Source organism: Methanoregula sp., from assembly GCF_035543475.1.
GTDB lineage: Archaea > Halobacteriota > Methanomicrobia > Methanomicrobiales > Methanospirillaceae > Methanoregula.
In genome coordinates, this window is record NZ_DATKKA010000023.1 from 1 (window position 1) to 20,181 (window position 20,181).

General features: G+C 56.8%; 22 protein-coding genes and 1 tRNA gene. 9 read left to right on the top strand and 14 right to left on the bottom strand.

Annotated elements, in window-relative coordinates:
* The first annotated feature begins 229 nt into the window (after window positions 1-229).
* Window positions 230-1,834, top strand: coding sequence for a phosphoglycerate dehydrogenase (serA, locus tag VMS83_RS07430; protein ID WP_325411390.1), 1,605 nt, complete (start codon window positions 230-232; stop codon window positions 1,832-1,834).
* A gap of 110 nt (window positions 1,835-1,944) precedes the next feature.
* On the opposite strand, the gene VMS83_RS07435 is transcribed toward serA, so the two are convergent.
* Window positions 1,945-2,274, bottom strand: a complete 330-nt coding sequence (locus tag VMS83_RS07435; protein ID WP_325411392.1) for a DUF4389 domain-containing protein — start codon at window positions 2,272-2,274, stop codon at window positions 1,945-1,947.
* Window positions 2,275-2,436: 162 nt separating this feature from the next.
* On the opposite strand from VMS83_RS07435, the gene VMS83_RS07440 reads away from it, so the two are divergent.
* Window positions 2,437-2,510: transfer RNA gene (locus tag VMS83_RS07440), tRNA-Val, on the top strand.
* Between the two features lie 91 nt (window positions 2,511-2,601).
* Here VMS83_RS07440 and VMS83_RS07445 read toward each other — a convergent pair.
* From VMS83_RS07445 to msrA, 3 genes are all read right to left on the bottom strand, one after another.
* Window positions 2,602-2,871: a hypothetical protein gene (locus VMS83_RS07445; RefSeq protein WP_325411394.1), complete on the bottom strand. Its 270-nt coding sequence runs from the start codon at window positions 2,869-2,871 to the stop codon at window positions 2,602-2,604.
* A 71-nt stretch (window positions 2,872-2,942) separates the two neighbouring features.
* A complete protein-coding gene (locus VMS83_RS07450) occupies window positions 2,943-4,217 on the bottom strand; it encodes a LamG domain-containing protein (protein WP_325411396.1) in 1,275 nt (424 codons plus the stop codon).
* A 35-nt stretch (window positions 4,218-4,252) separates the two neighbouring features.
* Entirely contained in the window at window positions 4,253-4,741 is a 489-nt protein-coding gene (msrA, locus tag VMS83_RS07455) for a peptide-methionine (S)-S-oxide reductase MsrA (RefSeq protein WP_325411398.1), read from the bottom strand.
* 237 nt (window positions 4,742-4,978) lie between these two features.
* Here msrA and VMS83_RS07460 point away from each other — a divergent pair, with 237 nt between their 5' ends.
* The 3 genes from VMS83_RS07460 to VMS83_RS07470 all read left to right on the top strand — a co-directional run bounded on the left by VMS83_RS07460 (window position 4,979) and on the right by VMS83_RS07470 (window position 7,608).
* Window positions 4,979-6,118 carry a glycosyltransferase family protein gene (locus VMS83_RS07460; RefSeq protein ID WP_325411400.1) on the top strand — a complete coding sequence of 380 codons (1,140 nt, stop codon included), beginning with the start codon at window positions 4,979-4,981 and terminating at the stop codon, window positions 6,116-6,118.
* A 5-nt stretch (window positions 6,119-6,123) separates the two neighbouring features.
* Window positions 6,124-6,393, top strand: a complete 270-nt coding sequence (locus tag VMS83_RS07465) for a hypothetical protein (protein ID WP_325411402.1) — start codon at window positions 6,124-6,126, stop codon at window positions 6,391-6,393.
* Window positions 6,394-6,465: 72 nt separating this feature from the next.
* Window positions 6,466-7,608: a hypothetical protein gene (locus VMS83_RS07470; RefSeq protein WP_325411404.1), complete on the top strand. Its 1,143-nt coding sequence runs from the start codon at window positions 6,466-6,468 to the stop codon at window positions 7,606-7,608.
* 5 nt (window positions 7,609-7,613) lie between these two features.
* Here VMS83_RS07470 and VMS83_RS07475 read toward each other — a convergent pair whose 3' ends face one another.
* On the bottom strand, window positions 7,614-9,266 hold the full coding sequence (locus tag VMS83_RS07475) for an ATP-dependent DNA ligase (protein ID WP_325411406.1): 1,653 nt from the start codon (window positions 9,264-9,266) through the stop codon (window positions 7,614-7,616).
* 169 nt (window positions 9,267-9,435) lie between these two features.
* On the opposite strand from VMS83_RS07475, the gene VMS83_RS07480 reads away from it, so the two are divergent.
* Complete coding sequence (locus tag VMS83_RS07480; protein ID WP_325411408.1) at window positions 9,436-10,629, top strand: hypothetical protein; 1,194 nt, start codon at window positions 9,436-9,438, stop codon at window positions 10,627-10,629.
* Window positions 10,629-11,324, top strand: coding sequence for a response regulator (locus tag VMS83_RS07485; protein ID WP_325411410.1), 696 nt, complete (start codon window positions 10,629-10,631; stop codon window positions 11,322-11,324). The genes VMS83_RS07480 and VMS83_RS07485 overlap by 1 nt, the downstream gene beginning before the upstream one ends.
* Here the strand turns inward: VMS83_RS07485 and VMS83_RS07490 are convergent, their stop codons facing one another.
* From VMS83_RS07490 to VMS83_RS07500, 3 genes are all read right to left on the bottom strand, one after another.
* Window positions 11,325-12,113: an MBL fold metallo-hydrolase gene (locus VMS83_RS07490; RefSeq protein WP_325411412.1), complete on the bottom strand. Its 789-nt coding sequence runs from the start codon at window positions 12,111-12,113 to the stop codon at window positions 11,325-11,327. It abuts the gene before it with no gap.
* A 79-nt stretch (window positions 12,114-12,192) separates the two neighbouring features.
* Window positions 12,193-12,378: a hypothetical protein gene (locus VMS83_RS07495; RefSeq protein ID WP_325411413.1), complete on the bottom strand. Its 186-nt coding sequence runs from the start codon at window positions 12,376-12,378 to the stop codon at window positions 12,193-12,195.
* Between the two features lie 10 nt (window positions 12,379-12,388).
* Window positions 12,389-12,577 carry a hypothetical protein gene (locus VMS83_RS07500; protein WP_325411414.1) on the bottom strand — a complete coding sequence of 63 codons (189 nt, stop codon included), beginning with the start codon at window positions 12,575-12,577 and terminating at the stop codon, window positions 12,389-12,391.
* A gap of 210 nt (window positions 12,578-12,787) precedes the next feature.
* On the opposite strand from VMS83_RS07500, the gene hisD reads away from it, so the two are divergent.
* Window positions 12,788-14,068 (top strand): histidinol dehydrogenase, encoded by a 1,281-nt coding sequence (hisD, locus tag VMS83_RS07505; RefSeq protein WP_325411416.1) that lies wholly within the window; start codon window positions 12,788-12,790, stop codon window positions 14,066-14,068.
* A 29-nt stretch (window positions 14,069-14,097) separates the two neighbouring features.
* Here the strand turns inward: hisD and VMS83_RS07510 are convergent, their stop codons facing one another.
* From VMS83_RS07510 to VMS83_RS07530, 5 genes are all read right to left on the bottom strand, one after another.
* Complete coding sequence (locus tag VMS83_RS07510) at window positions 14,098-14,646, bottom strand: hypothetical protein (protein ID WP_325411418.1); 549 nt, start codon at window positions 14,644-14,646, stop codon at window positions 14,098-14,100.
* A gap of 30 nt (window positions 14,647-14,676) precedes the next feature.
* Entirely contained in the window at window positions 14,677-15,978 is a 1,302-nt protein-coding gene (gene brxD, locus VMS83_RS07515) for a BREX system ATP-binding protein BrxD (protein ID WP_325411420.1), read from the bottom strand.
* Entirely contained in the window at window positions 15,959-17,773 is a 1,815-nt protein-coding gene (locus VMS83_RS07520) for a hypothetical protein (RefSeq protein ID WP_325411421.1), read from the bottom strand. The genes brxD and VMS83_RS07520 overlap by 20 nt, the downstream gene beginning before the upstream one ends.
* Window positions 17,770-18,492: a dolichyl-phosphate beta-glucosyltransferase gene (locus VMS83_RS07525; RefSeq protein ID WP_325411423.1), complete on the bottom strand. Its 723-nt coding sequence runs from the start codon at window positions 18,490-18,492 to the stop codon at window positions 17,770-17,772. The genes VMS83_RS07520 and VMS83_RS07525 overlap by 4 nt, the downstream gene beginning before the upstream one ends.
* Window positions 18,493-18,578: 86 nt before the next feature.
* Window positions 18,579-18,809, bottom strand: a complete 231-nt coding sequence (locus VMS83_RS07530) for a hypothetical protein (RefSeq protein WP_325411425.1) — start codon at window positions 18,807-18,809, stop codon at window positions 18,579-18,581.
* A gap of 150 nt (window positions 18,810-18,959) precedes the next feature.
* Between VMS83_RS07530 and VMS83_RS07535 the strand changes: the two genes are divergently transcribed.
* A complete protein-coding gene (locus tag VMS83_RS07535; protein ID WP_325411427.1) occupies window positions 18,960-19,376 on the top strand; it encodes a PaaI family thioesterase in 417 nt (138 codons plus the stop codon).
* A gap of 9 nt (window positions 19,377-19,385) precedes the next feature.
* Here the strand turns inward: VMS83_RS07535 and VMS83_RS07540 are convergent, their stop codons facing one another.
* The gene (locus VMS83_RS07540; protein WP_325411429.1) at window positions 19,386-20,129 is read right to left on the bottom strand and encodes a tetratricopeptide repeat protein; all 744 of its coding nucleotides are present in this window, start codon (window positions 20,127-20,129) and stop codon (window positions 19,386-19,388) included.
* Window positions 20,130-20,181: the final 52 nt, after the last annotated feature.

Genomic DNA, 20,181 nt, shown 5'->3' on the forward strand with positions numbered 1-20,181 from the left:
CCAAGGGACGCACCCTTGCCGCCCACGGAGGCGATATCCTCCTTCCTGATCTCTTCGAGCCATAGAATATTGGGCACATCTTTCATGCTCGCACCACTTATGATCTCACCTCCCCCCTGTTTAAGTATTATCATCTGCCGGTACCCCTCCCGGTGACGCCAGCGGGGATCGTGGAACCGGAGTAAGAATAACCCTGATTAGGTAGTGCGCAGATATTGTATGGGTTTTTATGGCAAACGCGAGAGTGCTCGTCAGCGATCCGCTGGCGGAAGAAGGGCTTGCGATCCTGAGAGAGGCCTGCACAGTTGACGTCAAGACCGATCTCAAGGAGGACGAGCTCTGCAGGGTCATCGGGGAGTACGATGCCCTGATCGTGCGGAGCGGCACCGAGGTCACCGCAAAGGTGATCGCAGCCGGGAAGAATCTCAAATTTATCGGCCGTGCCGGTGTCGGCGTGGATAATGTAGACGTGGACGCTGCCACCCGGCAGGGAGTCATCGTGGCAAACGCCCCTGAGGGAAACACCCTCGCGGCGACCGAGCACACGATGGCGATGATGCTCTCGCTTGCAAGGAACATTCCCCAGGCCAATGCGAGCCTCAAAAAGAAGGAGTGGAAGCGCTCGAAGTTCATGGGCGTGGAGCTCAACGAGAAGACGCTGGGGATCGTTGGCTTCGGCCGGATCGGGCGCGAGGTGGCAAAACGGGCAAACGCCATGGACATGAAATGCGTTGCCTATGACCCGTTCATCTCGAAGGAACGTGCAGCCCAGCTCGGTGTCAGGGTGATGTCCCTCGATGAGCTCTTCACGGTTGCCGATGTGATCACGGTGCACACACCGCTGATCAAGGAGACAAAACACGTGATCAACGCGAAGAGCATTGCCACCATGAAGGACGGCGTTCGCATCATCAACTGTGCCCGTGGAGGGATTATTGACGAAGCGGCTCTGGTGGACGCGATCAAGAGCGGCAAGGTTGCCGGTGCTGCGCTCGATGTCTTCGAGAACGAGCCTCCCCTTGAATCGCCGCTGCTCTCGCTCGATAACGTGATCGTGACCCCGCATCTCGGGGCAAGTACTGTCGAGGCCCAGAAGAACGTGGCAATCCAGGTCGCAAAGCAGTGTGTCGAGGTCATGAACGGCGGTTCTGCAAAGTACGTGGTGAATGCACCGATCGTCCCGACCGAGCATGCCGAGGTGCTTGAGCCGTTTGCCGAGCTTGCCGAGAAGATGGGACGCTTTGCGATCCAGACCGTGGAAGGCCGTCTCGCCTCCGTTGAATGCATCTATGGCGGTGAGCTTGCTGCCTACGCGGGAAGTATGAAGTTTGTGACCCGCCTTGTCCTCAAAGGCCTGCTCGACCCGATCCTCCAGACGCCGGTCAATATCGTCAATGCCGAGTTTGTGGCAAAAGAACGCGGGATCACGATGAGCGAGACCGTGACCGAAGAGGCCCACGGCTTTAAGAACCTCATCACGATCAAGGTCAAGACCGACAAGACCGAAGAGACCGTATGCGGGACGGTGTTCGTGAAGGGCCGCAGCCGGATCGTCTCGGTTGACAAGTACACGATGGACCTGATCCCCGAGGGCTATGTCATTGTCTCCCGGCACCTGGACAGGCCTGGCGTGATCGGCAGGGCGTCGACAATTCTCGGGAAGTGCAATATCAACATTGCCGGCATGCAGGTCGGCCGGATCAACCCCGGTGAAGAGGCGCTCATGGTCCTGAACGTGGACAGTGCGGTGCCCGAAGACGTAATGAAGGAGATCCGCTCGATGCCGGGCATCTTCTCCGCAACGTTTGCCAGGATATCATCAAAGAAGATCTGAATTTCTGAAATATTTTTTCTGCTTTTTTAATGCCCGTCATGCCCAACACCTTCAGGTGTTTATTCCCTGGGAGAGAAAAAAGTGGATGATACCCCACTGACGGGGTGATGTCAGGGTGCCTGCAGTTCTTCTTCGAATATCCTGACCGTCACCGGCAGGATGCTGGGGCGCCTGTCATTGATGATGTAGACGTAATTCATCACATGGACAAGATACTCCAGGTAGCCTTTGGCGAAGTTGGAGAGACCCTCATGCCGCCTGGCAAGGATCAGAATGTGGAACCACTGGATAAACAGGCAGATGAAGGCAATAATCCCATAGATCCAGACAACAATTCCAATCAGGATCCAGTAAACAATACGGATGAGCAGTTCCAGACGGCTCGCATCATGTACGTAGGTAAAAAGCTGGGTTGGGGCGGGGTTCGTTCCATCGGTCATGATATACCAGACACCTTCTTTGAGACTGAGGCTGATAAACTGACCGGTCTTTTTGTGTGCCCCGTTCCGGGTCAGGGGGATAGGGCCGTGCCAGTATCCGGCAACGGGTACACTATTTTTTAATAATAGGATGACAGATGTTATAGAGCATCATCCCTTCGCGGGCTCGTGGTCTAGTTGGCTATGACGTCGCCTTGACATGGCGGAGATCCTGAGTTCGAATCTCAGCGGGCCCATCTCTCTGTTTTTTGGTTTTATGGTGCAGGGATTTATCCGGATCGCTGCGACAGGGGTACCACATCCCGTTTCCGTTCCTACCCGTGCAGGTTATCTGTTGTTTTTTCCGGTCTCTTCGTAGAGCAGCCAGAGGGCATAGAGCATCGAAGCACAGCCGGCAAGAAGGATAACCGCATTCAGGCGTGGAAGCCCGGAAGGATAGAAGACACGAAGACTGTCAAAGAGGGCAAAGAGGGCGAACGTGATTGCGATGAGCCAGCCGTAAGCCTTTCCGCGACAAGTCGCGAGCAGGATGGCAAGAACAAGAATGGTACATTCAATGAGAATACTGAGAACCGTGATCAGTTCGAAGAGATCCATGCTTCAGGATACGCTTCTCGGGGAATATCACTTTTACGGCAGGATTGCCTCATTTTCGTATCAAAAAAAAATTATGCCGTGTATCCGGCGTAGTTGGCGGCGATCTCTGATGTAGTCAGGGCCCGGTTGTACAATGCCGTGGATCCGATATACCCGTTGTAATAGAAGTCATTGCCGGGACTCGCTGCATTTTGTTCCCCGATATTTACATTATTATTATTATTCTCAAGGTTTACCGTCACTGGTCCGGACACCGGATTGCTATAAGGAACATTGCTATTGTCATAGACAAGGGGCTGGGCTACCCCATTATCATAGATTGTCAACTGGCCGCCTGAAACGGTTGCAGTAACGTAATTCCACTGGTTTGCCTGGACGGGGGTCGTGGTGGTGATGGCCTGGTAGTGCTGGCCGGTGACAGCATCGTTCCATTCAAATAACAACTGGTTTCCGAGCTGGAAGAGCTGGTAATTGTCGTTCTCATCTGAAGAACTGCTCCCGGCGCTGTTGGTCAGACCTTTCCCGATAAGCTGCTGCCATCCGGAGCCGCTCGAACTGTACGGAACAGCCTCGCTGGGATTAAACCACATGGAGATGGACATGTCCCCGGTAAAACCAAGCCCCGTGGAATCCGGGATGGTGATAGACGATGCTCCATTAAAATGGGTGACCGTCATGTTTCCGGGGCCGGTGTTTGATGTGGTCAGTGCCCCGTTGACAATCTCTGTTATGGGATTACAGTTCACGTCGTAAAACATTCCCGTACCACTGGTTAAAAATCCCCCGGCTACAGGGAGTGCCGTTGCACCATTCTTCACCTGGCCCGTATAGCTCCCGACAATCACGTTCACGGCCGGGTCGATCATCCTGACGGTCCAGGTACCCAGTGCCATGGGCCGGAGTGCTCCGGTCGGGGCACTGGTGGAGATCGCATAGTTACACTGGGTAGACGAGGGGGTGTTATTCGGGTAGATATAGAGGGTTTTCCCGTACAGCGTCCCGTTTAAGCTACTGGCATCCGGGTACAGCACCTGGCCCGTGGGGCTGATTGCCTGGAGCGTGACCTGCCTGCCGGTGGCTCCCGAGGTCTGCCCGGTCAGGTAGAAGAGGTCTCCTGCTTTTGGCAGGAAGGTGAGCACATCATCCGAAATTCCCCCGGACTGCGGAATGGTGGCTATCCCTGCGCTTCCCGCAACATATACGCTTTTCTTGGTGAAGAGGGGATTAAGCGCACCGCTGAATGCCCCATAGGCGATTGCGGCGATCACGAGCACGAGAAGGATGATCATGATCTCCGCGGAGATCTCGGAGATACCCCGAGTTGTCTTCGGATCCCGTTTGGTCATTGTTCTTTATGATTTGATTTTTCCATGATATGTTTCTATTTGTATGCACAACCGCGACCTGAACCATCGTGCTTCTCGTAATACTGCTGATGGTACTCCTCAGCCCGCCAGAAGACGGTAGCGGGAACGATCTCGGTGACAACCGGTCGTTTAAACCGGCCCGACCGTTCGAGTTCCTCTTTTGAACGGAGAGCTGTTTCTTTCTGCCCGGGATCACGGTAAAAGATCACCGAGCGGTAGTTGGTCCCGAGATCGGGCCCCTGCCGGTTTTTCTGTGTGGGGTCGTGGATCGACCAGAATATATCGAGCAGCGCCGGGTAGCTCACGACGTCCGGATCGAACAACAGCCTTACCGCTTCTGCGTGGCCGGTACGGCCGGTGCAGACCTCCTCGTACCGCGGGTTCCTGGTTGTTCCTCCCGCATAGCCGGCTTCGGTTGCCATGACGCCGGGAATCTTCCGGAATGCCGCCTCAACACCCCAGAAGCAACCGGCGCCGAACGTGGCAGTTTTAAGGTCGCCCATAGTATCCTCCTTTCCAACGGTATCCTCTTTGTAATACCCTTTAATATTTGCGGCTGGCCCGTACCATGGTCACGAGAGCAACCATCTTAATCGATTACAGCGCATCCTGTTCTGATATTAGAGGGGGCAGCGGGAGGTGCCGGGACCGGGTGCGGGTCTTCGTAAGCGCTTTCCGGATCCCGGCAAAGAGAACAGGCGCCGCCGGAGCCGGTTCTGTCTGTGGGGAAACGAGGGAACATGCGGATACTGTTTGTCGTTTGCGGGGAGGGGCTGGGGCACTCGTCCCGGTGTATCCATCTTGGCCATTACCTGGAGCAGCAGGGACACTCGGTCAGTTTTCTTGCGTACGGGAAATCCTTCGATTTCTTCCACGACCATGGGTGCGTTACGGTCTACCGGGGGGAACGTGAGGTCAGCCTCGAGGGTGAGAATGGTTTTTTCTCCCTGAAAAAGACCCTCTGGTGTTCACGGTGGATCGCCCTGAACATGGTCCGGTCAGGGCTGAAAGTCCGACGGTTGATCCGGGATAACGGGATCGATCTGGTGGTCTGTGATACGATGTACGCCGGGGTCATTGCAGCCCGGCTCCGGAAGGTCCCGGTGGTTTTTATCACCAACCAGAACCGGTTCACCGGTCCGGGGGGCGAAAAAAACCCGGTCTGGAGCGTGTTAAATTTCCTGATCCGCCGGTACCTGAAGCTGGCCGGGGCAGTGATCGTCCCCGATTACCCGTCCCCGGACACCGTCAGCGAGTACAACCTCCTCATCCCGGAAAAAGAGAAGCCGCACTATCATTTCACCGGGCCCTTCCTGGAGATCGATCCCAGCCGGTACCGGTTCTCGCAGGACACGATCTTTACCAGTTTCGGGGGTGAGCCCTACAAGCTCCCGCTCTACCGGCTGCTCCGGACCATCGCCGACAAGAGAAAGGATCTGATCTTTGATGTCTTCTATACGGGTGCAATCCTTCCCGAATCCTCGGACAATTATCTCTCCCACGGGTATGTGCCCAACCTCTACGAGCATCTGGCCGAGGCACGGATAGCCATTGTACACGGCGGCCTGACAACGCTCCACGAGGCGTTGCTTTTCAATAAGCCGGTGCTCATCATCATGGACCCCGGCCACCCGGAACAGCAGAATAATGCAAAGAAGATCGTTGACATGGGTGCGGGAATGTCCATCGACGGCCGGACCATCACCAAGGAGATCCTTGAACGTAAGATCGCGGAGACGCTTGCGCTCCCCCCTCGCACCAACGGACGTGCCCTGGCCGCAGTGAACGGCAGGAAGAACGCTGCAGCGGTCATCGAAGCTGTTGCCCGCAATGCGCTGAACCGGAAGGCTGAAGCTGCGTCATCAGAACAGGGGAAGTAACAGTCATGGGGATTTCCGCGGAGATTACACCGATAAAGCCGGGGGAGGACCTTCATGTCTGCCCGGCCTGCGGGTACGAGTACGGGTTCCATACTTCTTTTGTAAGGGTGAATGCCGCAAAGGACGGAAAGGTGAGCCCGGTGAAATCCACCCGGGATCTCTACCGGGTGATCCTGATCTGCCCGGAGTGCGGGGCACGGTTCGATGCAGGCTGGAGGATCTCGTTTGCCGATGAGGAGAGCCACGTTGTCCTGTCGACCACGTTCCTGCATTAAGGGACCTGCCGGTATACGATACCTGCCTGAAGTCCTGCACGGAGGGATCCCCGGATCGCGGAGAGTGGCCTGATGCAGTGTATCCAGTGCAAGGGAAAAGGGCTGTGCGGCCTGCCGCGGTGCCCGATTACGAGCAGGTTCCTTGCACAGGCCACCGTGAAACCGTCAGCAAGCTACCAGGGCAGCGCACCCTCGGTCTTTGTCGGGAGCTTCGGGTACCCGGACGTCCAGGGAGGCCCGCTCCTTATCGATGACAGCGACCATCCGCCGGACTGGCTGGCAAAGGATCTTGGGATCGAAGATGTCGTGGCCATCCGTGCCCGGACGATCCGCGGGCGCTCCCCGGCCCGGCAGGTAACGGGAGGGCTCCAGGAGATTGCCCTCTCGTCCCGGCCGCTTGACGTAGACGTTGCGTTCTCCCGACCTGTCTCCTTTGCGATGACATTTGACGGGACCGTGGCACCGGTGGGGTTCTCAGGAGAGATCCGGCGGCTTGACGTGGTAGGGAGTGCGAGTGTGGAGCGTCTCGTTGACCGGATCACCTCGGATACCGATCTTGGTGCAACTGAGGCCTGCGTGGAACTTTCGCGGGGAGGGAACGATGTATACAGCATCGCCAAACTCATGACCTCCGGACTTCTCGGGCGGCGCCGGCATTTTGTCCCTACCCGCTGGGCGATCACCGCAGTCGATGATACGCTGTCTGTGGCGCTCAAAAAAGAGATCGCACGGCTTCCCCCCATTGATGAGTTTCTTGTCTTCTCCGGAGAGGTCTTTGCCAACCGGATCGTCTGCATCCTTGCCCCGGGCGATTGGCGGTATGAGATGATCGAGGTCTGGGGAAAACAGACCCTCTGGGCCGGGGACACCGAGGCAATTGTGCAGGATCGCGAAGGGATAAAAAAGCAGGGTTATTCCCCGATTTCCGGGGCATATTACTCGGCCCGCCTTGCGGTCACGGAATACCTCACCGGCATACGGCGCTCGGCCCGGGTCATCGTGCTGCGCCATATTTCAAGCGATTACTGGGCACCGCTGGGAACCTGGGTGATCCGGGAAGCGGCAAGAAAGGCGATGGCATCCCCGCCGGTCTCCCGCGAATCGCTGGATGCTGCCGTAGCGGTCGCGTCGGCCCGGATCGGGTTTTCGCACTGGCAGGAGCACAGCACACTCCTCCCCGAGATGCGCACCCAGCGAACCCTCTTCTCTTTTTAACCATGTCATCCGGTATAGGCCTGCGCGGACTTTGACTGCCGCTGGTACCGTTCTTTGAGGCCGTCGAGGGTCTCGATCTCGGTTGTGTCCTTGTCATCCCGGATCCTGACAAACCGGGGGAACCGGAGGGCAAAACCGGCCCCGTAGGTGGGGCTGACCTGGAGTTCGGCATACCCGACCTCGAAGACCAGCTCCGGCTCGAAGCGCACCTCTTTTCCGGAGTGTGAGATCACCGTATCCTTAAGGAGATCGTACACCTCAGCCAGCTGTTCGTCAGAAAAGCCGGTGGCAACCCGGGAGAGAGGGACCAGTCTTCCCTGGTCCTGGCAGGCCACAAGGAATGACCCGAACACATGCGCCCGTTTTCCCTCGCCCCACTCTGCCCCGATAACGGCAAGGTCGAGCGTGTCCACATCAGGCTTGATCTTGATCCAGTTCTTCCCGCGCTGGCCCGGGGTATAGGTGGAATCGCGGACCTTGATCATGATCCCTTCGTGGCCGGCCGCGAGCGCGTCGTTGTAGGTTTTTTCAATCACGGCCGGATCGCCGCTTACCACCTGCGGCGCTACATACTGCGTGACTGTATCCGCAAGGATTGTACGGCGTTCGTGGAACGGGAGATCGATCAGGGTTTTGCCATCAAGGTACAGGATATCGAAGACATTGGGAACCATCCGGATCTCCTCCTGGGCCTCGGCCACATCGTGGCGCCGCCGGAACCGTCGGAGCACGGACTGGAACGGCATGGGCCTGCCCTCCTTGATGGCGATCACTTCACCATCGAGAATCACATCGTGTGTGGTTGCAGAAGAAAGAAGTGCGATCACGTCAGGGAGGGCCGCACTTACATCCTCCAGCCTGCGGGAATACATGCCGGTCCGGCTGCCCTGTTTATGAAACTGGAACCGGGAGCCGTCATACTTGAACTCTGCTGCCACCTCGCCGTGCTCCTGCACCATGCCGGCAATCGATCCCTGCTGGGCAAGCATCATCCTTACCGGGTGGAAGGGGGTGATCCTCACATCGCGAAGGGCTGCCTCACCGGCTTTTGCAAGCCTTGCCACCTCGCCAAGGTCGTTTATCGCCTGCATTGCGTGCTCCACGAGCGCCGGTTCGACAGAGAACGCTTTTGCAATCGCCTCCCGGACGCTCCCCTCGCCGACACCGATCCGGAGCTCTTCGAGCATGATCCGGGAGAGGTAGCGTCCTTCGAGCGGGGATGCGTCGCCCAAAAGCGACATAATTGTCCTGACTTTGACCTTCTGGGAGGTTGCCCCGCCCCGGGCAGCAATGCCGATGAGCTTTGTGTAGACTTCGGTGATCTCAAGATCCTGCTTTGAGAACGAGACCTGTGTCTTTTTTGCCAGCAGTTCCTCAATGGCAGACCCCACATCGCCGGTCCGGTTGATCCGGTCGACAACAACTTCCTTTTTTACCCCGGCGACCTGGGCGACTGCCTCGTAGAGAAGATTGGGTCCGATCCCCAGCTTCTGCGGGCTCCAGTCCGGGAAGATCCTGCCCATGACAAACCGGACAAAAATAGGCAGCTCTTCCTCTGACAGGCCCGGCAGCTCCCGGCTGATGATAGCGATCATATCGAGTCGGCCGGAGATGCCTTCGAGCTTTTCGCAGCACCGGGCGAAGTCCAGAAAGAGCATAAAATGTCTGTTTTTCCGTATGACGAGATGAGCATTAACAGTTTGCCTTTTTTGTCAGTAAAAGGGAGCGTTTTCCTTTCCGGTACAATGCTCCTGCCATCTGCCGTCAAAGGTAAAGGTTTTTTTAATGCCCTGCCGATAGTAGATGCAGTGCAGATCGCGGATTTTTATGGGTGACGAGTGGCAGCCCGAAGCAGTAGTAAGGGTCAGACTGGACCGGCTAAAGAAGGAGTTCAGCGACTACATCACGGTCAACAGCGAAAAGATTGATGCAAATATTCCGGTATTTTTCGGCCAGGTCATCGCCTCCCTGGATAAAACGCTTCCCGGCCTGAGCGACGAGCTCTTTGACCAGTTCATCGACGCCATGGCATTTGCGGTTCTTGAAACCTCGAAAAAATCCGAGGACATCCCCTTTGTCGAGAAACTCTTTGATTATGCCATGCGCAACAAGCGCGGAAGCCGGAACCGTGCCGTCTATGATATCCTTCTGGGCATGAAGATGATCAATACCGGCAAATACGCTGAAGGTGCCGAGCAGCTCAAGAAATACCGGTCCGTGGATATCATCATCTGCCCGGCGATTGCGTACTGCTATTTCGTCCTCTCCACCCAGCAGAACCCGATCGAAAGAAGCGGAGAGAACCAGCGGCTCAAGGACATGGCGCTTGCGGCACGAGAACAGATGATCGAGATGGTCCGGCTCAACCCCCCCATAAACCGGCTCCAGGATCTTGAGATCTCTGAAGACCCGCGGATCAACAAGATCTTCTGGTTCATGATCAAGCAGGCGATCGACTGGTTCCCCAGCGAGCGCGAGTTCCTTCGCATCGGGATCGAGAAGGCATCCAAGGACGGGAGACGCGACCTCAAAGAGGAGCTCCTCAACATTGCGATCGAACGGTTCTATAATGACATGTTCTTTTTACGGGAGCTCTATAAACTCAAGCTCGAGAACCGTGATGCCGGCGGGGTTGCCGGGGTTGTCAAGCAGATGACCCAGCAGTACCCCGACGAGATCGAGCCCATCTACTATGGCCTCAAGCTCTCGATTATCACCAGCCGGATGGATACGTATTTCCGGTTCCGGAAGCTTGCCGTTGGCAAGAATATCCCGCTGCAGGCCCTGCTCCTGCTGGATTACTCGTTCGAGGTGATGAGCGGAAAACAGGCCGATGCGGCTGCGTGCATGGATGAGATAAAAAAACGATTTGGCCCGCAGCACTTTTTTGTTACGCTGCTGGAGTACGTGGCCCATGATTATCACTCGGATGATCCAAAGAAAGTCAAACGATCAAAGAAGGCAATCTTTGATGCCGTCGATCAATATTGTATGAAACTGCTCAAGATTGAGGTATTATAATGGCAAGATTCCCCAAGGGATGCAAAAAGACCCCCTCATCATCCATGGTGCGAAAAACAGCCCATGATATAAACAACTCCCTTTCCTCGGCACTCGCGAATATCCAGCTTGCACGCCGGTCCTGTGCACATGAGGAAGGTGTGCGCCGGCATCTGGAAGAGGCTGAAAAAAGCATTCTGCGGGCACGCGACCACTCCGTCCAGCTGCTCGATCCCTTACAGGGCCGCGAGAAAACAGAAGCTGTGGTGCCAAAAGCAAAGCTGCCCCACGCTCATCCGCAGGGATTGCATGGTAGACAGAAAGGTTCCGCAGCCGGGTACAGGATCCTCCTGATGGATGATGAGGACGCAATTCTCTCGGCAACAAGTGACATGCTCTCGTTTTTAGGCCACACGGTCACGGCCGCAAAATGTGGAGAAGAATCCATTGAATTGTACAGGAAGGCACATGCAGCGGGTTCGCAGTTTGATGTTGTTATCCTTGATATTACGGTACCGGGTGGGATCGGTGCCGAGGAGACCCTTCCCCTGCTCAAAGAGATCGATCCGCAGGTGCGTGCGATCGTCTCCAGCGGGTATGCCACGCATCCCCTGCTGGTCAATTTTGCTGCAAGCGGGTTTACCGCAGCCCTGATCAAACCGTACGGGTTCAAGGAACTTGAAGAAGCCCTTGCGCAGGTGCCTGTCCCGAAGTGATTATAACCGGATCTCCTGCGGGGCGCCGGGGGTCCAGCCGTGCTGCGTTGCGACGATCAGGTTTTTTTCCTCAAAAAAGAGCCCCAGCCCGTCCCGTGCACTTGCGCGGGCACGTTCCGGCGTATTATTGATCTCGCTCAGGTGCGAGAGCACTACCTGGGGCACATCCCTTCCCAGTGCCTGGAGCACGGCAGCGGCAGCGGGATTTGAGAGATGCCCCCGGCTCGACCGTATCCGCCTTTTTAAGGATTCCGGATACGGGCCGTTTGCCAGCATATCAGGGCAGTGGTTGCTCTCCAGTACCACCCCGTCACATCCCCTGAGCAGGCTGAGGATGTGGGGGCCGACCACCCCGGTATCGGTGCAGTACCCAAGCCTTGTCCCGTTCTCCTGCAGGATAAAACCGCAGGGTTCTGCAGCGTCGTGGGAGGTGGCAAAGGGTGTGATGGTAAACCCTGCAACGGTGAAGGGATGGTCGTACCGGCAGGCGTGCGTTTCCAGTGATTTATCCGAGGTGCGCCGGTGGCCGCAAAAATCTGCCAGAGTTCCCCCGGTCCCGTAGACCGGGCAGGAAATCTTTCGTGCAAGAACATCCAGGCCCCTGATATGGTCCGTATGCTCGTGGGTAACGATAATCGCGGTGACGGATTCGGGATCACACCCGCTCTGTCTGAGGCGGAGGAAAGTCTCCTTTGCGCTCAGGCCTGCGTCGATGAGAAGGGCACCGTCGTCCCCGGAAACACAGGTACAGTTTCCTTTACTCCCGCTTGCAAGGATCGTGCATCGCATCGCACCGTACCATTGGTGCCGGTTGTATTAACCAGCTTTCTTTTGCGGTAACGGGAAAAACGGGATAAAAAGAGCGCTGTTATTTTTTAGCCTTTAATGTCTCGTATTCCGCGAGCACGGGGGCAATGGTCTTGGTGGATACGGACCGCCGGACAAGGACGGCGAGCTTCCGGCAGTACCGGATATGGGCGATCTGGAAACTGACGATCAGGCCGAAACAGAGGCATGTGACACCGATCAAGGAATAACTTACAATGTCAACCATACCGATCCCCTCATGTCTCCCGGGCCAGTTCGTCCACGAGCGGGACAACGGAGTCTGAATCGGAGCAGTTTTTTGCCAGGAGCATAAACCGCTTCGTGTAGTACATCGTCAGGCACTGATCCCCGATAACCATACCGATAACAAAGGTGATGATTCCAAAACCGATATAGATGAGAAGATCCGTCAGCAGGTCAGCCATGGTGAACCACATTGACTGTTACGGCGGGATGGTGATAAATATATTGAATGCCGTTTTTTCTGCCGGGCCGGAGCAAAAAAGCGATCAGAAAAGAGGGATCCCGCTCTTCCGGCCTCCGTTGACCTGACCGTAAGTTGCCGGGAGAATTTTTCAGCGGAAGAGGCCCGGATAACGAAACCTTAACAAACTATCCCGCCGATTTTTCCTGCTATGTGGAGCGCGGTCGATGTCGAAACATGGGTCTCCCGGCGCACGTCCCGGCTGGATGAGGTGCACGGAACCGTTCAGGAGATCATCGAAAAGGTGAGAACGGGAGGAGATGCGGCCCTCATCGAGCTCGCCGAAAAATTCGACAAGGTGCATCTGGATACGCTCGCTGTTGATGAAGACACCCGGGAGTCTGCCTACGAACTGGTCGATGCACAGATCACCGAATGCCTTGTGGAGGCAGAGGAGCGGATCAGCAGGTTTCACGAGCTCCAGAAGCCACGGGGCCTCTGGCTCTCCGAGATCGAGCCGGGCATCACGCTCGGGGTGAAAACCACCCCCCTTTCACGGATCGGGGCATATGTGCCCGGGGGACGGGCCGCGTATCCCTCCACCGCCCTCATGTGCACGGTTCCCGCACGGATCGCCGGCGTCCCCGAGATCTGCTGCTGTTCCCCCCCACCGATCCAGCCCCTCACCCTTGTGGCGCTTGACATTGCCGGTGTTTCCGAGATCTACCAGTGCGGCGGGGCCCAGGCCATTGCTGCCATGGCCCTCGGGACCGAGTCCATCGAGCCGGTGGAAAAGATCGTCGGGCCCGGGAACGTGTATGTTACCGCGGCAAAGATGATGCTGCGCGAGTATGCCGAGATCGACTTCCCTGCAGGGCCAAGTGAGATCGCCGTCATCGCGGACGAAAGTGCTGTCCCGGCCTATGTGGCGGCAGATATCCTCGCACAGGCCGAGCACGATCCGCATGCGGCCTGTGTACTTATCACGACCTCATCCATGCTGGCTGACCAGGTCGGCACAGAGATCAAAAAACAGGCAGAGCACGCCCCACGGAAGGAGATCATGGCCCAGGCGCTCAAAAATTCAGGCTATATCCTTGTCGGGGACCTCGATGAAGCGATCGCGATCTCAAATGCAGTAGCACCGGAACATCTCTCCCTCCAGGTTGCCGATCCCCTGCCGGTTCTCGGCAGTGTCAGGAACGCGGGTGCCATCTTTGTCGGGCCTTACACCCCGGTCGCCTGCGGGGATTATGCATCGGGCACCAACCATGTCCTCCCCACGGCAGGGTATGCACGGCAGTATTCCGGCCTTGACGTCCATCACTTCTGCAAGACATCTTCTGTCCAGTACCTCACCCGGGATGGGCTCGAAAGCATCGGGGAGATCATAGAAACACTTGCCACCGCAGAAGGTCTGGCCGCCCATGCCGGATCCGTAAAGGTGCGGTTCAGGGGGGCTCACCCCCACCGGAAGAATAGTTCCGGGTGAAGCGGAACGAACACTTTTTTCCTGACTTTTTAATCGCCTTTTTTCAGCCGCCGGATTGCCACGGAACCGGCGGCGATCCCCAGAGCCACGACCGCAATCCCGGGAAGAAGTGGGACGGGGGTGGGGCTGTTTACCGGTGGAAGAAAGGTGACTTGTGCCGAGTCATATCCCCCGCTGCTGAACCGCTCGCGGTCGACCGGCGACGTCACGACATAGACCGTGTACTTCCCCGGGTTCATGGTGCCAAGGATGACCGAGGTGTCCCAGGTATATTGCCAGGTCCCGTTCTCCAGGTTTACCGGTGCCGTGGTAAAGAGTCCATGCCCCGTCGGGATGTTGAGGTTTTCCAGCGTCACTCCCCGTGAATCCAGATCGGGACCGATAACAAAAAGGTAGACCGCGATGGTGTGGATGCCCGAGACTGTACCATTAAGGAGGACCGTATCCCCTACGTGGACCTCGGCAGGGGCAGCCGTGATCGTGACAGTCTGTGCCCCGGCAAGCGAACCCCCGAGAAGGAAAAGGAGGGTGACTGCAGCAAGAAAACAGGACCGCCCGCGCATGCCTGTACCCTTCATTGCCGAACGATAAAACTGTATCAGTGCCGGTTAAAATTCAACGACCATGACGGCCTCTTCCTCTGCCCTGAGGTCACCTTTCAGGTGTCCCGCATCAAATTCGTAAGCATCTGCCGGGTTGTAGTCTTCGTAGATCTCGCACTTGTCCAGCACATCGACAAACTCCTTGAGGAAGATCCGCGGGATCACATCCACCCTGCCACCGAACCGGGAGGTGATTTTTTTGATCATGGCCCGGATGAAACGGTGGGAGACCCGCTCCCGGTCCACCTCCCGGTATGCCTGTGAGTACACATCGATTACTTTGAGGGCCACCCGCTCGAGTTTACCGGTGTCAAACCGCAGGAGCTGGATCTGGGGCTGGCGGGGATTTTTATATGAATCCGTCTCTGTCACGCTGATCCGGTCATAGAGCGGGGTGAGCGATCGTATGCCCCGTGAACTGTCGAACAAGGCCGGGGTTCCGGTGAACAAAAAATAGCAGTGCGGCATCCTTCCGCCGTCAAGTGCATCAATGATCCGCGCCAGCGTCTGGTAACTTCTTTCCCGCTGGTTCCGCTGGAGCCCCTGCAGGGTCTCCAGTTCATCGATCGCCACCGCAAGCCCGGCATATCCCGCGCCATGGATGATCTCAACCAGCCCGGAAAGGAAGGAAAACGCCAGGGTGTCATCCACGTCTCCTTTGATCCCTGCTTTCTGCTTGAAATCCCGGCCTATGGTGGATTCTGCGGCAATCCAGCCTATAGCGGACTGTGCTGTCGGGAAATCCCCGGCATTGTTGGCGCGGTAATAGGTCCGCAGTGCGGCGGCAAGGCCGGTGCTGGTCCCGCTGATACCGGCCAGTGCCGCTTCGATCTCCTTTTCCGCGTTCACTTCAAGGTCGGCCTCTTTCTCGCCATCCCTGCCGGAGGAGATCAGCCGTTCTTCGATCGCAAAGAGCCAGTTATCGATGATCGTCTTGAGTGCGTGATCCGTCTCGTTTGTCCTGAGACTGGCACAGATCTGCTGGTAGAGTGCTTTTGGCTTTGAGAGGGAGGTGGCAGGAGATACAAAGATATGGGCCGTGGCAAATCCTTTGTCCGCTGCAATTTCGAGAGCCCGTGCGACAAAGAACGTTTTGCCGCTCCCGAAATCACCCCTGATAAACTTGAGATCGCCACCCCCCTCGGCGACATAGTCCAGCTGGCGGCCGATCACGCCCTCTTCCACTTCCAGCCCCACGACGATACGGGTGAGACCGTCCGCGGGAACGGTTCCCCGCCTCAGGGCATTGATAATATTGAGGCTTTCATGCCGGCGCCGCTCCTTCTGTTCAGGGTCCGCAGTAGTCATAAACCTCCCCCTCTGTAGTCATACCTTTTTTCTCTATGAGCATAATCCCCTGTGCTTTTGCTTTCCGGATCAGCAGGTTGACCATCCCGGCAACCCGCCGGGTCTTGAGCAACCGGCGCAGATCCGTCTCGCTTGCCCGCCTGTGGGTGGCAAGGAACAGCACGATTTTCTGCTCCGGGCCGGAGAGCGCCATACGGTCCATGACTGCCTGGAGCGCCTCTTCGGATCCGGCGTTCTCTTCTCCTGGAGACCTCGTCATGACCGGGATATCTGTCGGCATCCGTTCCTTGATACGGTTAATCAGAAAGAGAAAATCCTCGGCATGACACGTGCAGGAGTATGCAGGCAGTACATCCATCCCCCGGAGGCAGTTATACATCCCTGCCGCATAATCCTCCCGGGAGAGTGCATCGGTGGCTTCACGCAGGTACGCTGCAGCGAGGTACTCCCGGTCCTCTGAGGTGAGGGTCTGCCGCCGCACCTCAAGGATCCGGATCAGCTGCCGGGTGAGGCGTTTCATGCACCGGAGCCTGCCATCGAGTTCTGTCACGGCTGCGGCAACACGGCTGAGGTCACTGGTTTTCTTCACATTTGCAAGGATGTGGAGGAGGATCTTCTCGCACTCCCGGGCATCACCGCGGGAGGCAAGGAACCCGGCATACGCAAGGCCGCCGTTGAGATAATCTGCGCGGTATGCCCGGTAATACCGGGCTCCCGCCTCGGTGTCATCGCCCTGCTGGTGGTACATCCTCGCCATCTCTTCAAGACACGTGGCCTCTGCGTCGTCGGAGACGTGGGTGAGGAACCGTTCCCGGACTTCCGGAAGAGGGAACTGCGTACTGATATACCCGAGATACGAGCGGAGGATCTGCCGGAACCCTGCGGATACGGCTGGTGCCTGCAACTCGTCCCGGATCAGGGTTTCATATTCCCTGAGGGCATTTGCGGGATCTCCTGCCGCCGCATACAGTTCGCACGCGATGCGTCGGAACTCCGGTTGATTATCGAGTGCGATCAGTTTGTTTATCGTTGCAAGTGCACGGAGCGCTTCGCCACGTTCCTGCAACAGGTGCGTATAATCCAGATAGATACCGGGATCGGGCACCTCTTTGAGAAACGAGGCATAGGTCGCAGGGGCGTTCGTGGTATCCGTCCGGGAGGATGCACGCAGGTGAATCCTGAGAACAGCAGGGTCGCGGGTCTCACCATAGAGTCTCTTTGCCTCTTCTGCGGCTTCGCGGAATCTTCCGCATGCCAGAAGTGCCTCGGCATACTCCCGCCGCGGGATCAGTCCCGATCCCTCCGTTTCACAGAGACGACAGGCCTCCCCTGCATGTCCTGATCGTATGAGGGCGATGAGCAGCTGCCGGAGATCATCAGGGCGTTTCCCGACCCTGTAAATCTGTTGCAACGCCGGGAGCGCTCCCCGCTCATCATGCCGGGCAATAAGGCCTGCAGCATAGCAGCGCAGGGCATCCTGGTTTGCGGGGTCCAGACGGACGGCAGTTGCAAACTCTGCAATTGCATTCTCGTCATTTTTATGATCGAGCACCTTCCCCAGATAGCTGTGGACATGGGATGACTCCGGCATTCTCCGGGCGAGGTCATGGAAATGGACCTCGGCATCATCAAATCTTCCCAGAGAGAACAGATTGGTGGCAGCGAGGATCTCAAGGGCGGGGTCCCTGCTGGTCTCCAGTAACCGGGTGCAGACAGCGAGGGATTCTGTGTACTTCCCGGAGTTGTAGAGCGCAAATGCCTCTTTTCTGTCCTCTTCCGCCGAAGTCGGTATCATGTCGCGGCCGGATGAAGCCTGATCCGGAGAAGGCCGAAAAACATCCTCAGCATGTCCCCTTTCCTGACCCGGGAATCCCCTTTGTTCTGCCATGCGATGGGAACCTCCTCGATCCGGGCGCCGGCCCTTAGAAGCCTCCAGATCAGCTCGACATCAAACTCAAAACCCTGCGAGATGAGGTAAGGCAGTACAGCATCGACCGCGGATTTTTTAAAGACTTTCGCGCCGCACTGGGTATCATGAAACGAGAGCCCGAACAGTGACCGGATGAGGAAGTTGAACCCCCGGCTTTCCAGCCGGCGTGCCCAGCTCTGCCGGATTGCAGGCATCGATCCCGGGATCCACCGTGATCCCATAGCGGCATCCACAGGCCCCAGATGCCCGAACAGGCGTATCATCTCATCGATACCGGTTGAGCCGTCTGCATCCACATATCCGATCAAGGGCGCCCGTGCGGCACGGAACCCGGCGATCACCCCTCCGCCCTTCCCCAGCCGTGAGGGAAAGCGGATGCAGCGGATACAGAGATCGGGCCTCTTTTCCGCGATATCCCCGATCACGTCGGCCGTATGGTCGCTGCCGTCACAGATGACGATAAGTTCGCCATCGAACTGTGGGATTGCATCAAAGAGGCCCGCTATCCGCTTCTCCTCATTGTAGGCCGGGATGACAAGGCTGTACCTGGGCAGGGGGGATGTGGTCATGGTACGAATGTACAAACGCCCGGTATTTCCCGCAACCGGCCAAAACCCGGGCTCCGGCAGCGGATTAGTCCTGTACTGTTGGGAGGAGATCGCCCATAATGTTACTGGTGTTTTCCCAGATGCCGGGCAAGGGCGGTTTCTTTATGGTATTTCTCCGCAATCGCAAGAGCCGTCGCACGGAGGTCACGATGATCCACAAGACAGCTGTCAGGTGGCGGGGACTTGCGCAGGATGGCGGAGGTGTTCTCGGTCACCTGGATAAGTTCGGTTGCAATCAGCGCGTTGAGCCAGATCAGGTCGGCAAGCATTCCCTTGAGTTCTGCATCGTCCATAGATCCTGTTGTAAGGGATGCCTGTATTTAAATGAGCGGAAATGGCGGGATCTTTATGAGGTCTCTCACCCCTTTGGTGGAAGTGCCCGTTTGCGGTTCCGCAGGGCAGCAACTTTAATGGTCTTCACCCCCAGACATTCTGCCAGTACCATGACCTACCTGGAAAACATAAGAAAGAACGGGAAGTACGCCAACCCGTTCTTTGGGCTCACCGGTATCGATGTTGTCAGCATGGGGGAGGGTCGGGCGATGCTGAAGATGGCAGTCCGGCAGGACATGCATAACGGGGTCGGCTGGCTGCAGGGCGGGATGCTCGTGGCGCTCGCAGACGAGGCGATGGCACTCGCACTCTATCCCCTGCTCGAAGCGTCCGAGGGAATTGCCACCATATCGGAATCCACGAGTTTTATCAAGGGGGTCCGCGAGGGGACGCTCATTGCCGAAGGCCGGGTGATCCGGAAGGGCCGGAGGGTGGCGTTCTGCGAAGGGGAAGTCAGGATCGATAATACTGAAAAGACGGTGCTCTCACGGACAACAGCGTCTTTTGCCGTGACCGCCTGCACCTGATAAAAAAGGTTATTTCTTTCTGTTTTTCTTTGATCCGGTTTTATCGGGCTGTTTATCCTTGTTTGTTGCGTTTGCGGGGCGCTTTTTCAGGACATAATACGCCACTCCCCCTATCGCGATGATCACGATAACGCCAATAATGATAAGGTTTGTCTGCTGCGCCGCTGCAGCCTCGTTCTGGGCATTGGCAAGCTTGGCCTGGGTCTCGTTACTGCCGGGATTGCCTGCCAGCGCTGCCGTATATGCGGTTACGGCGTCCTGGTAGTTCCCCATTTTTTCAAGGGCATCGCCTTTATTGACCAGGGCCGTGGTGAAATTTGCGTCGTTTGCGAGCGCATTGTTGTACGAGGTTACCGCATCTTTGTAATCCCCGTTCCTGAACTGTGCATATCCCTTGTTATTCCACAGGTTTTCATCCGTGGGGTAAACTGCAAGTCCGGTATTGAGGGTATCTATCGCACTGGTATAGTTCCCCAGCTGGATCTGGGCATAGGACTTACCCTGATAGATATAGAGAAGTGCATCGGATTCCTGTATCTCGGTCGTGTTCGAGCCAAGTGCCTTGTCGTATAGTGCGATCGCATCCGTATAGTTTCCGCTCGCCGTTAACTGTGCTGCATAATTGTAATAGTCCGTTGCAGCATCGCGGGTTGAAGGGACGGATGTAGTTATATTTTCTGCTATGACGGGAATGACGGTTATGGCACACACCAGGAGAAGTGCCAGGATTCCAAGAATCTGCCCTCGCTTCATGCCCTGTATATGGGCGCTGTCCTGACATCAATCTTGCTTTCCTGGTCCTGAA

What these genes read in the sequence shown, in the direction of transcription:
- serA (WP_325411390.1), top strand. Translation starts at nt 230, where the DNA reads ATGGCAAACGCGAGAGTGCTCGTCAGCGATCCGCTGGCGGAAGAAGGG.
- VMS83_RS07435 (WP_325411392.1), bottom strand. Translation starts at nt 2,274, where the DNA reads ATGACCGATGGAACGAACCCCGCCCCAACCCAGCTTTTTACCTACGTA.
- VMS83_RS07445 (WP_325411394.1), bottom strand. Translation starts at nt 2,871, where the DNA reads ATGGATCTCTTCGAACTGATCACGGTTCTCAGTATTCTCATTGAATGT.
- VMS83_RS07450 (WP_325411396.1), bottom strand. Translation starts at nt 4,217, where the DNA reads ATGACCAAACGGGATCCGAAGACAACTCGGGGTATCTCCGAGATCTCC.
- msrA (WP_325411398.1), bottom strand. Translation starts at nt 4,741, where the DNA reads ATGGGCGACCTTAAAACTGCCACGTTCGGCGCCGGTTGCTTCTGGGGT.
- VMS83_RS07460 (WP_325411400.1), top strand. Translation starts at nt 4,979, where the DNA reads ATGCGGATACTGTTTGTCGTTTGCGGGGAGGGGCTGGGGCACTCGTCC.
- VMS83_RS07465 (WP_325411402.1), top strand. Translation starts at nt 6,124, where the DNA reads ATGGGGATTTCCGCGGAGATTACACCGATAAAGCCGGGGGAGGACCTT.
- VMS83_RS07470 (WP_325411404.1), top strand. Translation starts at nt 6,466, where the DNA reads ATGCAGTGTATCCAGTGCAAGGGAAAAGGGCTGTGCGGCCTGCCGCGG.
- VMS83_RS07475 (WP_325411406.1), bottom strand. Translation starts at nt 9,266, where the DNA reads ATGCTCTTTCTGGACTTCGCCCGGTGCTGCGAAAAGCTCGAAGGCATC.
- VMS83_RS07480 (WP_325411408.1), top strand. Translation starts at nt 9,436, where the DNA reads ATGGGTGACGAGTGGCAGCCCGAAGCAGTAGTAAGGGTCAGACTGGAC.
- VMS83_RS07485 (WP_325411410.1), top strand. Translation starts at nt 10,629, where the DNA reads ATGGCAAGATTCCCCAAGGGATGCAAAAAGACCCCCTCATCATCCATG.
- VMS83_RS07490 (WP_325411412.1), bottom strand. Translation starts at nt 12,113, where the DNA reads ATGCGATGCACGATCCTTGCAAGCGGGAGTAAAGGAAACTGTACCTGT.
- VMS83_RS07495 (WP_325411413.1), bottom strand. Translation starts at nt 12,378, where the DNA reads ATGGTTGACATTGTAAGTTATTCCTTGATCGGTGTCACATGCCTCTGT.
- VMS83_RS07500 (WP_325411414.1), bottom strand. Translation starts at nt 12,577, where the DNA reads ATGGCTGACCTGCTGACGGATCTTCTCATCTATATCGGTTTTGGAATC.
- hisD (WP_325411416.1), top strand. Translation starts at nt 12,788, where the DNA reads ATGTGGAGCGCGGTCGATGTCGAAACATGGGTCTCCCGGCGCACGTCC.
- VMS83_RS07510 (WP_325411418.1), bottom strand. Translation starts at nt 14,646, where the DNA reads ATGAAGGGTACAGGCATGCGCGGGCGGTCCTGTTTTCTTGCTGCAGTC.
- brxD (WP_325411420.1), bottom strand. Translation starts at nt 15,978, where the DNA reads ATGACTACTGCGGACCCTGAACAGAAGGAGCGGCGCCGGCATGAAAGC.
- VMS83_RS07520 (WP_325411421.1), bottom strand. Translation starts at nt 17,773, where the DNA reads ATGATACCGACTTCGGCGGAAGAGGACAGAAAAGAGGCATTTGCGCTC.
- VMS83_RS07530 (WP_325411425.1), bottom strand. Translation starts at nt 18,809, where the DNA reads ATGGACGATGCAGAACTCAAGGGAATGCTTGCCGACCTGATCTGGCTC.
- VMS83_RS07535 (WP_325411427.1), top strand. Translation starts at nt 18,960, where the DNA reads ATGACCTACCTGGAAAACATAAGAAAGAACGGGAAGTACGCCAACCCG.
- VMS83_RS07540 (WP_325411429.1), bottom strand. Translation starts at nt 20,129, where the DNA reads ATGAAGCGAGGGCAGATTCTTGGAATCCTGGCACTTCTCCTGGTGTGT.